We start from the raw sequence: 15,444 nt of genomic DNA, 5'->3' as shown, positions 1-15,444 counted from the left end.
GAAATATGAGCTGAACCTAATCAGTTAATGGATATTAAAAAATTGGCATGAGTAGAAAAAATAATGTTGAAGTAGTTTGTTTCGGTGAAGTTTTATGGGATAATTTTCCCTCGGGTAAAAAACCCGGAGGTGCGGTAATGAATGTGGCCTATCATTTAAAAACCTTAGGCGTAAATAGCCATTTAATCAGCAAGGTTGGTCGGGATGAAAATGGTAAAGAATTACAAGAGGTATTAAAAAACCTGGGCATTGATCATACGTATGTACAAACAGATGCCAAACATAAAACATCAACTGTAGAAGTGCATGTAGGTGAGGATAATGAAGTAACTTACGAGATTGTGCAGCCAGTAGCCTGGGATTTTATCACCCTGGAAAAAACACATACCAGGTTAGTGGCCCAGGCAGATGCTTTAGTTTATGGAAGCCTTTCGGGTAGAAACGAAACCAGCAGAAAAACACTTGCTCATTTACTCGAATTAGCACCTTATCGTGTAATGGATGTTAATTTAAGAGCCCCATACTATGAAGAAAGTTATATTTCTTCATTATTACATCAAACCGATTTATTGAAATTAAACCTGGATGAGCTCGCTATTATCAGCAATTGGTTTAGCCAAACATGTAAAACAGAAACCGAGCGAATAGATTTACTGCAAAGCAAATTTAAAATACCAGAAATGGTGGTAACCAAGGGTGGTAAAGGTGCATCTTATTACGGAAATCAAACAGAACACCATTGGGCGGCCTATGATATTAAGGTTAAAGATACTGTAGGCAGTGGCGATTCCTTTTTAGCAGGACTGCTCTCCATGAAATTATCAAACGAATACATTAACGATACTTTAGATTTTGCTGTTGCCCTGAGTGCTTACATTACTACGCAGGAAGGCGCATGCCCGGTTTACGAAAAATCGACCGTTAATCGCTTTATGATGAAGCATAAAAAAACCTGGAGTATAGATCAGTAAAAACTTAAAAGCCTACTGTTTAATCTTCAAATAAATATCCGCTATAAGCAAGTCCTTTGGCAACGCTTTTAAAGTTATCACCAGAGTTTAAGCTGATGTGAGGGAACCTTGTTTTAAATAAGTGTTGTACGGCAGCAACCATAGAGGTGCCACCTGTCAAGAAAAGACTATCGATATCAGCCGGGTTGATTTGGTTTTTAGTTAGAAATTCATTTAAATAATCACTGATTTTATGAATGTCTTTTTCAATAATTCTGCCATATTCTTCAATAGAAATGTGTTCATCAATTTCAATATCCATATTGGAATACCTAAAATCAGTTTGTTCAGCACCAGATAATGTAATTTTTGTTTTCTCTATGGATTGAAAAACAGAATAACCCAGATTATGCTCAATAAGGGTAATCAGGTTTTTAAATAAGCGGTCGTTACCCGAATAATAATAGTAATCGTCAATGTCTTTTCTAATTCGGTTCCCATTGAAAAAGTTCATCTTATCCCAGGTGCAAATATTGGCGAAGAGCGACTTCGGCACTGTAAGCACTTTACCCGGAGTAGCCTCATATTGTGTGTTTTTGCCAAAATGTGGTGTGCCTTTATCCCACATAAATGCAGAGTCAAAACTATCGCCGCCAACGTAAATACCACCGGTAGCCATCATATCATTTTTACGGTCTTTACTATCTGCCTTTTCAGGATCCAGAATTAAATACGTAAAATCTGTTGTACCACCTCCTAAATCGGCAACTAAAACATTTTCTTTTTGTTTAATTGTTTTTTCGTAGGCAAAGGCTGCACCAATGGGTTCAAACTGGAAACGTACCTGGTTAAAACCAGCCAGCGCTGCAGCTTTATTTAAACGGGTTTGTGCAAGTGTATCTTTTTGAGTGCTGTCATCATCAAAAAATACAGGGCGACCAATTATTGCTTTTTTACAATCCTGACCTGTAATTTCATCCGCTTTTGATTTTAAATCTTTCAAAATTAGGGCAACCAGATCTGAAGCATTATAACGTTTGTTCTGAATACGTGTTTCGGTGAAACTGCTTCTGGATAAAATTTGTTTAATGGATTTAATAAAACGCCCCTTCATCCCATCGTTTAAATAGGCAGAAATAGCACTTTCACCCACAACAAAGTTTAATCCGCCAGTATTTAACTCGTGAAAGAAGTAAATTAAAGATGGAATAATAATGGTATCAACAATTTCTTTTTTTTCTTCATCATAAATGGCTAAAGCCGAGTTGGTGGTTCCAAAATCAATACCATATAAATACTTACTCATCACAAAGGAAATTTAATTAAAGAAAATAAGGGAGTGTTCCGGCAAAACCGGGCGGCGAAAGTATTGAAAAAAGCTGATATTATAAATTTTAAATTCATATAGTACACGGGTAAACTGCCAGAAGTAGTGTATTCAAAACTCAAAAAAACATATCTTTAAAATATTGACTTAAACCAGCCATATTCATTAATAAAAAAACCTTGTTTTTATGATAAGATTAAAGCACTTTCTATTTGTTGTACTATTTGTTTATGTGGGTGTTTCGGCAAAACAAAATCCTGACAGCACTAAAAAAGTAATTTTAAATGTTAATGAGGCCGTTTTATTAAAAGATCAGCAGCAAAAGCAAATCGACTCTTTAGTGAAAATCCAGTTGAAGATAGATCTTCAGGATGCCGTTGGAGACAAGAAAAAAACCGAAGCACTGGAGAAACAGCTACGGGAAATAATGATTAACGACTCATTACGTAATATAGACCAGCTAAAGCAAATTAATGCCTTGAAGAAAACGGCGAGGGGCTACCCGGTTTATTTAAATAACGATACCCTGTTTTTTATTTATACCCGAACGGGATCTTTCAGTGCAGCTGAGCGGGCCAGATCTATTTCTGGTAAAATTGAGGTCTTGTATGATGATCCTTTTTTCAAGACCGATTCAATTCGAATTAGCCACAGTGGCGATAGCTACGATATTATTTATAAAAACGACGATATTTTACTTAGCATCGCTAACCTTGACGGACTTTGGTTTGGGAAAAGTAACGGCCAGCTGGCAGCAGAATACCTGCAGAAAATTAAAGAAACTATTGTATCCGAACGTAAAAGCCATAGTTTAGTTAACTGGCTTAAACGCATTGGTTTTGTATTGCTGATTATACTTGTGCTCAGCCTTATTGTAAAAGGAATTAATTACCTGTTTAAACGCAGTGAAAATTTAATAAAGGCAAAAAAACAGCAATATAATGAAGGGTTCAGGATTCAAAAAATTAAAATTTTAACGCCTGCTTACCTCGAAAACGGATTAATAAGGCTTAATAATATTGTAAGGATTGTGGTAATCCTGCTGATGATTTATTTTTCTTTGCCCTTATTGTTTAGCATTTTCCCAGAAACAGAAACCTGGGCAAGTACTTTAATTAATTGGGTATTGGCCCCACTTAAAAAGGCACTAAATGGCATTATTCATTACCTGCCTAATCTGTTTACCATTTTAGTGATTTATTTTCTTTTTAAATATGCCCTTAAAGCAATCCGCTATTTTTTCTACGAAATTAAAAAAGGCGAAATCCGCATTACCGGTTTTCACTCAGACTGGGCTATTCCAACCTTTAACATTCTCCGTTTTGTTTTGTACGCTTTTATGCTGGTTATTATTTTTCCGTATTTACCAGGTTCCGGCTCTCCTGCATTTCAGGGGGTTTCTGTGTTTCTCGGAATTTTAATTTCTTTAGGCTCATCAAGTGCAATTACCAATATGGTTGCCGGTTTGGTAATTACCTATATGCGTCCGTTCAGGTTAGGCGATCGTGTTAAAATAGGGGAAGTTACGGGCGATGTTATTGAGAAAACCATGTTGGTTACCCGCATCAGAACCATTAAAAATGAAGATGTTACCGTGCCTAACTCTACTGTGTTATCCAGCAGCACCGTTAATTATTCAAGTCAAACCAGAGGAGAAGCGTATGGGCTTATTGTACATTGCTCAATAACTTTAGGTTACGATACCGACTGGCGGAAAATTTATGATACACTTATTTCTGCCGCACTTAAAACAGCCTATATTGAGCAGGAACCTAAACCTTTTGTTTTACAAACCGCATTAAATGATTTCGCTGTATCCTATCAAATTAATGCACATACCCGCGAGGCAAATAAGCAGGCCGTTATTTATAGCAGCTTAATGGAAAATATACAGGACGCGATGAATGCTGCAGGAATCGAAATTCTATCCCCTAATTATAATGTAATCAGAAAAGAAGATAAGTAAGAAGTTTTTCGTGCGTTCATCCCGCAATTGTAAAAACAAAATAACAATTTAAAAATATCAGGCACGTTTTTTGGATACTAATAATATTAGTATAAATTTGTGTGTTATTAAAGCGGATTTAGAAAAATATGTATCAAATGAGCCTCATGACAGACATTTTGTCTCCAATACCAGGTCTTTGGAAATATTTAAATTAGAAAGCTTTTGATTTTATGATATGACAGTTACCGTTTTAGCAATTTTAGAAACAGATTTCCGGCCTGATACATCATTAGGCAAAATAATGAATGAACGTCTTCAAAAGGCTGCTGCCGAATTACAGGATGTGCATTTCAAAAACCTGGAAAACATTGGTCAGCGAACTGATGATTTGGTGGTTTATATTAGTTACAATCCAAAATATGCTATCCGCTGGAGGGTTGTAAATGACGTGTCAGCTCTTATAGAAGATACCGTAGCCAATATTTGTGGCAAACTTGGTTACATTCAATGGAAAACTTCAGTAATTAACGTGTTTAAAGGAAACGAATAATTAATTAGATTCTATTAATAATTTTAATGCCTTTAGTCTGAACAATAAGGACTGGTTTACGCGGCTATCCGGATTGATGCGTAATGGGGCAAAATGACTTTCTAAAAAATGATCGATATTATTGATTTTTGTTGCGGGGTTTAGAAATAGAGGCTCCTCCGGTTTAGGGGCATTTTTAAAATATTCTTCCAGTTCAGCGATTGTCATGCCTTAAAGTTAAGTAAATGAAATGGCCTATTTTGTTTCATTAGCTTTTAAATAAATTCAATAATTGGTTATCAGCCAAATAAATTAATCACATTTTATGATTTCATTAGATTTTCTTTATGATACAGATGATGGAACTCAATTATACGTTTTACAACAGGTAGAAAAAAAAGCTGTTTTTAAAGTATTTTTTAACCAGGATTTAATTGCAGAAATTGATCAAGGAATAGCGGGTTGGACTCAGCTTTCAGGAAATGATTTAGAGCCTCAACTTCTAATTCGAATAGGCGAGTTTATAAACCATCAGCACTATCAGAAATTACCTGCCGAAATTAAGGAACATTGGTTTAACTACGTAGCAGAAGCCATTGCCACATCAGACGATTTTTACCTGATTATAACCAGGCCCGAGATTGATTTCAATCGCTTTGAAAAAACTTTCAAAAATTACATCGCCAATTTAGTTAAAGATGAGTGGGCAATTACCTTCAGGGTTTGTGATGCCGGTTTTAACCATGAGTTTACTCTCGTTATAAATGGATAATCCCGCTGTGTAATTGGGGTGCTGTGTAAAATTTCCCCAAAATGGGTAAGTATTTTCCTGTCAAAATCGTTTATCAAGATGGGACGTGTGGTTTAGGATGAAGAATTTTGACAAAAATCAATTTTTTTAACATTTGTAAATCCGCATATAACGTAGGATTAAGCCATTTTTAACTTAAATCGCTACTGAGGTTGCGGCTAAAAGCCGCTCATTTGGCTCAAATCTTGGATTGGATACCATAACTAATTATCATCCCATGACAAGAATAAACCACACTACTTTAGAGGCTGAAATCTTTATAGATTTTTTAAATGCCATTACCAAGATACCTAATGAATTATGTGATGAAATTATAAAGCATTGTTATCCGGTATCTTTCAAAAAAAACAAATTCATAATTTCTGATGCGGTACATGCGCCAAGTGTTTACTTTATCGTGAAAGGCGTTGCACGCGGCTTTATAAAAGAAGACGGCAGGGATATAACAACCTGGCTGGCCAAGGAAGGGCAATTAATAGGTCGTTTGGATGAATCCGGTAGAAATTTAGATGATCCTGAAATTATGCAGGCAATGGAAACTACCCGTTTGCTGGCTATTCCTTATACTTTAATCAACGAATTGTACGAGAGATTTGCAGAAACTAAAGAAATTGGATTAAAGATTTTGACTCACCAGTATGAAAGAACAAGAGAATCGGCAATTTTAGCCAGGATTCCATCTGCCGAACAACGCTACCAGCGTTTTATTAAACTTTCGGGAATTATGATTACCCGCCTGCCCTTAAAATGTATCGCTTCCTACCTGGGTATCCGCATGGAAACACTAAGCAGAATCAGATCTAAAGGACGGAGATTGTTCATGGAATCTTTGAATTATGCAGAGAATTAAGGCTTTATAAATTATTAACCAATAGCGTTAAAAAAAGATTTATTTTTTTTGTTTAGAATTAATCTAAATAATGTATGTTTGTATCATATCAGCGCTCAAGCACCGCTTTAGAACTGCATATATTTGGTTAATAAATAAAGCCCTGTTTACCCGCATCGAATTGTGATGCGGGTAAAGCAGGCACTACCCCGCATAAATTTCACAAAATTGTATTGTGAAAGCACAAAATGTATCTGCTTCAGTTCATTTAAGTGATGGAGATCACTTTTTTTAGTGATGTAGCCCTGCATATCAAATACCCACGATTTTTAGGTTTGCAACGAATGATTAAACAACATAAAATAATTCGTTCTACCTAAATTATGACACCCCATACTTTTCATATTCCGGTTTTAGGACTTGGTTTTTCCATCGATACACCACTTAAAGTTGGTCGTTACGGCATTTCATCAGTGCTTTCTATTGTTGATGATGAATTAATTGAACGCATGCGAAAATACCACGCCGGGCAGTCACGAACACCTTTTATTTCGATTCCCAAATCAGCTGCAGATGGACGTGCTAAACGTATTACAGCCTACTTAAATCTACTTGATGAACTGGTTGATCAGCAATTTGAAAATTTAAAAACCCTTCCTTTTGAAGCCGGAAATGATCTTTGCCGATTTTTTGAATTGCTGCCCGAAAAATCCGTTTTACGGCAGGGTTATGATTTGATGCTGGATTTTCCGGAAGGAGAACGCAAAATTATATTTCAGCAAATTCTGCGTAAAGGGATGGTTAAGGGTAGTATAGATGTTAACATTATGGCAAAGGTTGATAAGATGAATTTTGTTGCTAAACAATATACTGGTGATGAAAATACCGATGCACTTGCTGCCTTACGCGGGTTTGCACAGAGTAAACTCCAGGCATCAGTAGTACTTTCTGCAGGCATGAATCCTAAATTATATAGCTATGTGGAAACGTTTGATGATTTTTATCCGGATGAAAACAGGGTGTTAAAAAAGAAGATTATTTTAAAAGTGAGCGATTTCCGGTCTGCCCTGATCCAAGCTAAATTCTTAGCTAAAAAAGGACTTTGGGTATCCGAATTTCGAATCGAATCTGGCTTAAACTGTGGTGGACATGCCTTTGCAACCGAAGGGTACTTATTGGGGCCAATTTTAGAAGAATTTAAGTCTAAAAGAAACTCGATGATGGAAGCGTTGGGGCAAATGTATCAGACGGCTTTAATGCAAAAGGGATTTTCCTGCTCTACACAACCCAATTACAGAATAAGTGTACAAGGTGGGATAGGAACGGCAGCCGAGCATGATTTTCTGCTGAACCATTACAAGCTGGATGCGGCAGGCTGGGGCAGCCCTTTTTTGTTGGTGCCGGAAGCAACCAATGTAGATGAGGAAACTTTAAATCGTTTAACAGCATCAACTGAAAATGATTTTTATTTAAGCCAATCCTCACCACTGGGTGTCCAGTTTAATAACTTTAAAGGAAGTACCATGGAAAACCTGCGTATAGAAAGAATAGCAAAAGGCAAACCGGGAAGTCCCTGTACTAAAAAATACCTTTGTAATAACACTGAATTTGGTGAAAAGGCAATTTGTACGGCATCCAGAACGTACCAAAACCTTAAAATAAAAGAACTAAAATCAGCCGGTTTAAACGAAAAGGAATATCAGCAGGCCTACCAAACAATTACTGAGAAAATTTGCCTGTGCGAAGGCCTATGTGCATCGGCATATTTGAAATATAATTTACTTCAGCCAAAAGAAAGTAAAGCCGTATCCATTTGTCCGGGGCCAAATTTGGCTTATTTCTCTAAAGTATATTCACTGGATGAAATGACGGGACACATTTATGGGCGCAACAATTTGCTCGAAAAGACAGATCGTCCGCATGTATTTATAAAAGAGCTGAATTTATATATCGACTATTTAAAAACAGAAATGCAGCAGCATTTGGCGCAGTTAACCGATAAAAAAAGGAAGTATTTTAACAGCTTTAAATCGCAGATGATTGACGGGATTAATTACTATAAAACACTTTTCGAACAAGCTGCTTTTCAGGCGTCTATGCAGTTTCAAAATGGACTTGAAGAGTTGCGGTTTTGTGAGCATAAACTAAACGAACTGGATATTTTATAATGTTTTAGCTTAAATGTAATAATGAAACTTAGTTATATTTATCCCCTCAACCGTATTAAATTTTTCGTTTATGGACAGGTCAAAATTTTTAGATGCAATTATAGAAAATGCTATTGATGGTATTATAACCATTGATGATGCAGGGATTATTGAGCATTTAAACCCTGCAGCACTTGAGCTTTTTGGTTATACAAAAGAAGAACTGGTCGGTTGTAATGTATCTAAATTAATGCCTCAGCCTGACAAGGCCCAGCACGATGGCTATATTCATAATTATAACACAACCGGAAAGAAACACATTATAGGCATAGGAAGGGAAGTGCATGGACAGCGTAAAGATGGTTCTGTTTTTCCATTCAGGTTAGGCGTAAGCGAAGTTAAATTTACGGATCGTAAAATTTATACGGGGTTTATTCACGATTTGAGTAAAGAAAAAGCCAATGAGGAGCAGATTAAATCCTATACAGAAAAGCTTGAGGTGAAAATTAAGGAGCGCACCCGGGATTTGGTTAAACTGGTTTCGGAACTGGAAATGGCTAAAGAAAACATGCGCGCTTTATTTCAAAAGGAAAAAGAACTGAACCAGCTTAAAACCCGGTTTGTTTCCATGGCATCGCACGAATTTAGAACGCCCTTAAGCTCCATACAGCTATCCGCCTCATTAATTGATAAGTATACCTCTAAAAACGATGTGAGCAGTGTAGAGAAACATACGCTGAAAATTAAGAATTCCATTAATAATTTAACCACCATTTTAAACGATTTTCTTTCTTTAGAGAAACTGGAGGCCGGAAAGGTAGAAGCCAATGTACAGCAATTTAATGTTGTAAGTTTTGCTGAAGAAATTGCCGAAGAAATGCAGTTAATGAGTAAGCAAAACCAGCATATTGTTTATGAACATACCGGCACCATTGCCAATGTTTACCTTGATCCTAATTTGTTGAAAAACTGTATTATAAACTTAATTTCCAATTCTATTAAGTATTCTGGTGAGGATACCTTAATTCAGTTTAACACAATTTTAAAAGCCGGGGATTTAACGCTTGAAGTTAAAGATAATGGCATTGGTATTCCAAAAGCTGATCAGGCTAATTTATTCGAACCATTTTTCAGGGCACATAATACGGGCGATATTCCGGGTACCGGACTCGGTTTAAACATTGTTAAACGTTATGTTAGTTTAATGGACGGAACCGTAACCTGTGTAAGCGAACAAAACGAAGGCACAACTTTTTCCCTGCATTTTACCTTTAACGAACCCAGTTAATTACCAGCATAAATTTTAGTATTGTTATGAACAGAAGCGTATTGGTTATTGAAGATAATGATGACATTAGAGAAGGAACAGCAGAAATTTTAGATTTAGCCGGATACCAGACCTACACAGCCAAACACGGCAAAATTGGTGTAGAGCTGGCAATTAAACATTTGCCGGATTTAATTTTATGCGACATTATGATGCCTGAACTGGATGGGTATGGGGTATTGTATTTATTGCATAAAAATCCAAAAACAGCTGCCATACCTTTCATTTTTATAACGGCTAAAACAGAACGGGCAGATATGCGGAAAGGAATGGAAATGGGAGCAGATGATTACCTGACCAAACCTTTTGATGATATAGAACTTTTTAAAGCAATAGAAAGCCGCTTTAGAAAGAAACAGCAAGCTGTAGGTTTTGGTTCTTCGGCCATTGAAAAAGAAGAAATTTTAGAGGAACTGCGAAAAAAAGGAAAGGTACGAACGGTTGCAGCCAAACAAATTTTATACCTGGAAGGTGATGAACCTGCACACCTTTATTATTTGATTAAAGGACAGGTAAAAACATACAAGCGCTTTAAAGATGGACGTGAACTTTCCTCAAACCTTTACCACGACAGTGATTTCTTTGGTTATGAAAGTTTGTGTAGCGGAGCGTCCTACGGCGATCATGCGGCTACCTTAACAGAAAGCGAAATTGTTTATATTCCAAAAGCTGATTTTATGGAAGCCTTGCTCAATCACCAGGTGGTTTCTTCAACTTTCATGTCTCTGTTATCCGGCAATGTACGCGATAAACAAAAACAAATGCTTCAGCTGGCCTATTCTTCTGTTCGTAAAAGGGTAGCAGAGGCCTTGGTACAGGTGGCCAGTAAATTTGGCGACAGGCAAACCGATTCGGCTACGCTAAAAATTTCGAGAGATGACCTTGCTGCTTTAGTTGGTACGGCAAGCGAAACAATAAGCCGAATGCTGGCCGATTTCAAAGAAGAGGGACTTATTGAAAAAAAAGGAAATGCCATTCAGGTAATTTCCATCGAAAAGCTGAGTAACGTAAAACAGTAACTCAATGGGCTTAAAAGCACAGTTAAGCTATATAACTGTGCTTCGGTTTTATAGGTCATTAATCTTAATTTAATGATTAAAATCATTTTTTAGTCTAAGCAGCCTCATCAGGCGAAACCCTTTCCTCCTTTAGTTTTGCATATATAAATTTTGTATATGAAAGCTATTGCCTATAACATTAAGCCAGAAGAAAAGGAATGGCTGGTCCTTGCTAATCTTAAAAAGCACGATATTACCATCATCGCAAATAGCTTAACCAAAGATACTTTGGCTTTTGCAAATGGAAAAGAAAGTTTGCTGGTGTTTAATAATGATGTATTGGATGCTGGTATGATTGCCGGATTAAAAACTTTAGGGATTAAATACATCGCTACTTCATCATTTGAAACCGATCATTTAGACCTTAAAGCCGCCGGTATAGCCGGAATGAAGATTGCAAATGTTCCTTTTCAGGAGGGTAATCATAACCTTAAATCAAGGATGGAGCAGGTTATTAAAAACCTGGATCAATGGGCTGCAGGTAAATGTGTAGGTAAAGCCTGTTGCTGCCAAAATAATTGTGGTGTTGCTAAAGCCTTAAAGTAATGGATACTGCTGCGCTGCTTAAAAAATATAACGTTGCTGCACCAAGGTACACCAGTTATCCTACCGTACCTTACTGGGATGCAGAAACCTTCAGCACCAGTGCCTGGCTGGAGTCGGTACAAAAAACGTATCTGAGCCATCAAGAAGAAGGAATCAGTTTATACATTCATTTACCGTTTTGCGAGAGCTTGTGTACCTATTGTGGCTGCAATACCCGGATTACTAAAAACCATGAAGTAGAAAAACCTTATATCCAGGCATTACTTAAAGAATGGCAAATGTACCTTGCTGTTTTTGGGTCGAAACCTAAAATAAGGGAATTACACCTGGGCGGAGGAACGCCTACTTTTTTTAGTGCTGAAAATCTTAATGACCTCATACTCGGTATTTTGGATTATGCTTATTTAGCAGCAGATGCCGAATTATCTTTTGAAGCACATCCGGCAAACACTTCGGCATTGCATCTTCAGGTGCTTTATCAATTGGGTTTTAAACGTTTGAGTTTAGGGATTCAGGATTTTGACCCTAAAGTGCAATTGATGATCAACCGATTTCAAAGCCCTGAGCAGGTTTTCAAGGTTACTGAGGAAGCAAGAAGAATAGGTTACGAATCTATAAATTTTGATCTTATTTATGGCTTGCCTGCACAAAACATTGGAGGCTTAACCGAAACCATTGAGGCGGTAATTGCCATGCAGCCCGATCGGATAGCCTTTTACAGCTACGCGCATGTGCCTTGGTTAAAACCCGGACAACGTCATTATTCAGAGAAAGACCTGCCCCAGGGCGATGCCAAGTTTGCACTTTATAACTTAGGGAAAGACTTGCTGCTCCATGCAGGTTACGGCGATATTGGCATGGATCATTTTGCTTTAAAAGATGATTCCCTTTATCGCGCCAGTACAGAAAAGAAACTGCATCGTAATTTTATGGGATACACCAATCAGCATACCCATTTACTTATTGGCTTAGGTGTGTCGTCTATCAGCGACTGCTGGACAGGTTTTTCACAAAATTCGAAAATGGTAGAGGTGTATCTGGATAAAATAAATGCCGGGATTTTACCTGCAGAAAAAGGTCATATACTTTCAACTGAAGATCTGATAATCAGACAGCATATATTAGATATTATGTGCAGAAACCAAACATTTTTCAATGAAGGTATTGCTCAGTCTGCTTACGAACGCTTACGTCCACTAATTAAAGATAAACTGGTATCGGTAACAGAAAAAGAACTTAATGTTACGTATTCTGGTATGTCTTTTTTAAGAAACATATGCATGGCTTTAGACGAAAGACTGTGGCTAAAGCAACCTACCAGCAGCATTTTTAGCGCAGCTGTATAAAACTATATGATGCATGGAAAATCAAAAAAATACAATAACCGAAACGGTTTGTTACCACTGTGGCGATGATTTGCCAAAAGTAAATTTCCAGCTGGATAACCACAATTTCTGTTGTGCAGGTTGCCAGGGTGTTTATAAAATGCTCTCAGAAAATAATTTATGCAATTATTATGCTTACAACGATAATCCAGGGCAAAGATTAAGTGGCGATAAGCACTTAGAATATTTGGATGAACCGAGCATTGTTGCACAATTAATTGATTACAGGCACGATCAATCTACCATTGTTACCTTTTATATTCCGGCAATACATTGTAGTTCATGTATCTGGTTGCTTGAGCATTTATATAAAATTGATCCTGCTATTTTCAACTCCAGGATAGATTTTATCAAAAAGCAGGTAACCATAAGTTTTAAGCACGAGGAAATTTCGCTCAGGCAATTGGTAGAGCGTTTAAACCACATTAGTTATGAGCCTTTAATCAGCCTTCAGGATGTGGTTAAAGCCCATAGCAATTCTGTTGATAAAGCATTGATTTTAAAAATTGCCGTAGCGGGGTTTTGTATGGGTAATGTTATGCTGTTCAGTTTTCCTGAATACTTTGGGCTTTCGGGTTTTGAAAAACAATTTCAATACCTTTTTGGCTGGCTTAACCTGGCTTTCTCCCTTCCCGTTACCTTTTACTGCGGTCGCGATTATTTTATTTCTGCCTTTACCAGCATCAGGCATAAACACATTAATTTGGATACGCCGCTTGCCCTCATTATGGCTGTTTTATTTTTAAGGACAGCTGTCGAGATCCTTTTCAATACAGGTCCAGGGTTTGCCGATACATTAACAGGTTTGGTGTTTTTACTTTTAATGGGTAAATGGCTTAAACAAAGAACTTATCATCATATTTCTTTTGATCGGGATTACCGTTCTTATTTCCCTATAGCAGTAACTACCCTGGTTGAGGGCAAAGAAAAACCTGTAGCCATTAACGATATTAAGATAGGAGACAGGCTTTGGATCCGAAACGGAGAATTGGTGCCGGCTGATGCCATTTTAATGAAGGGCGATGCGTGGATGGATATGAGTTTTGTAACCGGCGAATCTGAACCGGTGCACCATGTATTGGGCGAAATTATTTATGCAGGCGGCAAGCAAACGGCAGGAGCTGTTGAATTGGAAGTTATTAAGCCTGTATCCCAGAGTTATTTAACTGGTTTATGGAATCATGAGCATTATACCCCTGGTACCAATAAACAAAGTTTTAACGATCGTATTGCAAAGTACTTTAGTCTTGGTGTTTTTATTATAGCCTTTTCTGCAACTGGTTATTGGCTTGCTCAGCACGATAGTCATAAAGCCTGGGCTGCCTTTACCGCAGTTATTATTGTAGCTTGTCCTTGTGTATTGGCCTTGAGTACCCCTTTTACTTTATCGGCTATTTTAGCGGTTTTTGACAAACAAGGATTTTATGTAAAAAATACGGATGCAGTTGAAGCGCTTGCTGCCTGCGATACCATTGTTTTTGATAAAACAGGAACACTAACGAGTGCTGAACATGCCGAATTAAATTTTAATGGCATACTTACTTACGGCGAAAAAATGGCTGTGGCCTCTTTACTTCGCAATTCTTCACATCCATTAAGCAGGCATATTTTAAAGGATTTACGGGTGGATCAGTTTTATGCTGTTGCAGATTACGAAGAAATTGCCGGGCAAGGTTTAAAAGGAAAAGCAAACAAACAAATGATACGCATTGGGCAGGTTTCCTTAATGCCGCAAAATGTTAACTCTTTAAATGGAAATGGTGTGCACATTGCGATAGATGGTGTGTATAAGGGTTGTTTTACCATTCGGCAAGAATGGCGTAAAGATTTGAACATATTGCTCTCGCATTTAAAAAACCGTTTTGATTTGCAGGTTTTGTCTGGAGATAGTGATAGAGACAAAGAAGTTTTACAAGCGGTATTTCCATCCGGAACTAAAATGAAATTTAGGCAGAGCCCACATCAAAAGTTAAATGCCATTTTAGAATTGCAGCAGCAAACTAAACAGGTTATGATGCTTGGCGATGGTTTAAATGATGCTGGTGCATTAAAACAAAGTAATTTTGGCATAGCCCTTACCGATAACATTAACAATTTTACACCGGGTTGTGATGCCATTTTGAAAGGAGATTCCCTACAGCAACTGTCTAAATTTATTAATTTAAGCAAAGATGGCTTGAAAATCATTAAGATAAGTTTTGCCATCGCCACCGTTTACAATTGTATCGGGATTTATTATGCCGTACAGGGTACACTTTATCCATTAGTGGCTGCCGTATTAATGCCCATCAGCACCATTACCATTATTGGTTTCACAACATTGGCCACCCGTTTCTTTGCACGTAAACATAAACTGATATGAATATTCTGTATTTTCTGGTGTGTTGCAGTGTTTTCATGGCTGTAATATTTCTTGCTGCATTTTTCTGGGCATCTAAAACCGGCCAGCACGATGATGTATATACCCCAGGTATACGCGTACTCTTTGATGATGAACCTGAAAAGGAAAAAAGTGAAGAAGATCACTTTTCTGCCTAATCCCTGTCACCTTTACGCAGGGCCCTGCTCAATACCTTTGGACTATAAA

14 protein-coding genes are annotated in these 15,444 nt (G+C 37.4%); 12 read left to right on the top strand and 2 right to left on the bottom strand.

What is annotated here, in order from left to right; genetic code table 11:
• Positions 1-47 precede the first annotated feature (47 nt).
• Positions 48-971 (top strand): carbohydrate kinase, encoded by a 924-nt coding sequence (locus R2Q77_RS13195; RefSeq protein ID WP_316804192.1) that lies wholly within the window; start codon positions 48-50, stop codon positions 969-971.
• A 19-nt stretch (positions 972-990) separates the two neighbouring features.
• Here R2Q77_RS13195 and R2Q77_RS13190 read toward each other — a convergent pair whose 3' ends face one another.
• A complete protein-coding gene (locus R2Q77_RS13190) occupies positions 991-2,256 on the bottom strand; it encodes an Hsp70 family protein (protein ID WP_316804191.1) in 1,266 nt (421 codons plus the stop codon).
• Positions 2,257-2,464: 208 nt separating this feature from the next.
• Between R2Q77_RS13190 and R2Q77_RS13185 the strand changes: the two genes are divergently transcribed.
• Positions 2,465-4,243 (top strand): mechanosensitive ion channel family protein, encoded by a 1,779-nt coding sequence (locus R2Q77_RS13185; protein WP_316804190.1) that lies wholly within the window; start codon positions 2,465-2,467, stop codon positions 4,241-4,243.
• Positions 4,244-4,460: 217 nt separating this feature from the next.
• Positions 4,461-4,775 (top strand): hypothetical protein, encoded by a 315-nt coding sequence (locus tag R2Q77_RS13180; RefSeq protein WP_316804189.1) that lies wholly within the window; start codon positions 4,461-4,463, stop codon positions 4,773-4,775.
• Here the strand turns inward: R2Q77_RS13180 and R2Q77_RS13175 are convergent, their stop codons facing one another.
• Positions 4,776-4,982: a DUF6965 family protein gene (locus R2Q77_RS13175; protein WP_316804188.1), complete on the bottom strand. Its 207-nt coding sequence runs from the start codon at positions 4,980-4,982 to the stop codon at positions 4,776-4,778.
• Between the two features lie 97 nt (positions 4,983-5,079).
• Here R2Q77_RS13175 and R2Q77_RS13170 point away from each other — a divergent pair, with 97 nt between their 5' ends.
• The 9 genes from R2Q77_RS13170 (at position 5,080) to ccoS (ending at position 15,395) form a co-directional block, all read left to right on the top strand.
• The gene (locus R2Q77_RS13170) at positions 5,080-5,526 is read left to right on the top strand and encodes a hypothetical protein (RefSeq protein WP_316804187.1); all 447 of its coding nucleotides are present in this window, start codon (positions 5,080-5,082) and stop codon (positions 5,524-5,526) included.
• Positions 5,527-5,782: 256 nt separating this feature from the next.
• Entirely contained in the window at positions 5,783-6,415 is a 633-nt protein-coding gene (locus R2Q77_RS13165) for a Crp/Fnr family transcriptional regulator (RefSeq protein ID WP_316804186.1), read from the top strand.
• Between the two features lie 362 nt (positions 6,416-6,777).
• On the top strand, positions 6,778-8,562 hold the full coding sequence (locus R2Q77_RS13160) for a hypothetical protein (protein WP_316804185.1): 1,785 nt from the start codon (positions 6,778-6,780) through the stop codon (positions 8,560-8,562).
• A 70-nt stretch (positions 8,563-8,632) separates the two neighbouring features.
• The gene (locus R2Q77_RS13155) at positions 8,633-9,829 is read left to right on the top strand and encodes a PAS domain-containing sensor histidine kinase (RefSeq protein ID WP_316804184.1); all 1,197 of its coding nucleotides are present in this window, start codon (positions 8,633-8,635) and stop codon (positions 9,827-9,829) included.
• Positions 9,830-9,855: 26 nt separating this feature from the next.
• On the top strand, positions 9,856-10,887 hold the full coding sequence (locus tag R2Q77_RS13150; protein ID WP_316804183.1) for a response regulator: 1,032 nt from the start codon (positions 9,856-9,858) through the stop codon (positions 10,885-10,887).
• A 156-nt stretch (positions 10,888-11,043) separates the two neighbouring features.
• Positions 11,044-11,472 (top strand): lactate dehydrogenase, encoded by a 429-nt coding sequence (locus R2Q77_RS13145; protein ID WP_316804182.1) that lies wholly within the window; start codon positions 11,044-11,046, stop codon positions 11,470-11,472.
• A complete protein-coding gene (gene hemN, locus R2Q77_RS13140) occupies positions 11,472-12,818 on the top strand; it encodes an oxygen-independent coproporphyrinogen III oxidase (RefSeq protein ID WP_316804181.1) in 1,347 nt (448 codons plus the stop codon). The genes R2Q77_RS13145 and hemN overlap by 1 nt, the downstream gene beginning before the upstream one ends.
• A 13-nt stretch (positions 12,819-12,831) precedes the next feature.
• Positions 12,832-15,219: a heavy metal translocating P-type ATPase gene (locus tag R2Q77_RS13135; RefSeq protein ID WP_316804180.1), complete on the top strand. Its 2,388-nt coding sequence runs from the start codon at positions 12,832-12,834 to the stop codon at positions 15,217-15,219.
• A complete protein-coding gene (ccoS, locus tag R2Q77_RS13130; RefSeq protein ID WP_316804179.1) occupies positions 15,216-15,395 on the top strand; it encodes a cbb3-type cytochrome oxidase assembly protein CcoS in 180 nt (59 codons plus the stop codon). The genes R2Q77_RS13135 and ccoS overlap by 4 nt, the downstream gene beginning before the upstream one ends.
• The last annotated feature ends 49 nt before the right edge of the window (positions 15,396-15,444 follow it).

This window comes from Pedobacter nototheniae, assembly GCF_032678625.1.
In the GTDB taxonomy this organism is placed as follows: domain Bacteria; phylum Bacteroidota; class Bacteroidia; order Sphingobacteriales; family Sphingobacteriaceae; genus Pedobacter; species Pedobacter nototheniae_A.
Note: the sequence above shows the minus strand (reverse complement) of the source record. Positions and strands in the feature narration are given on the sequence as shown.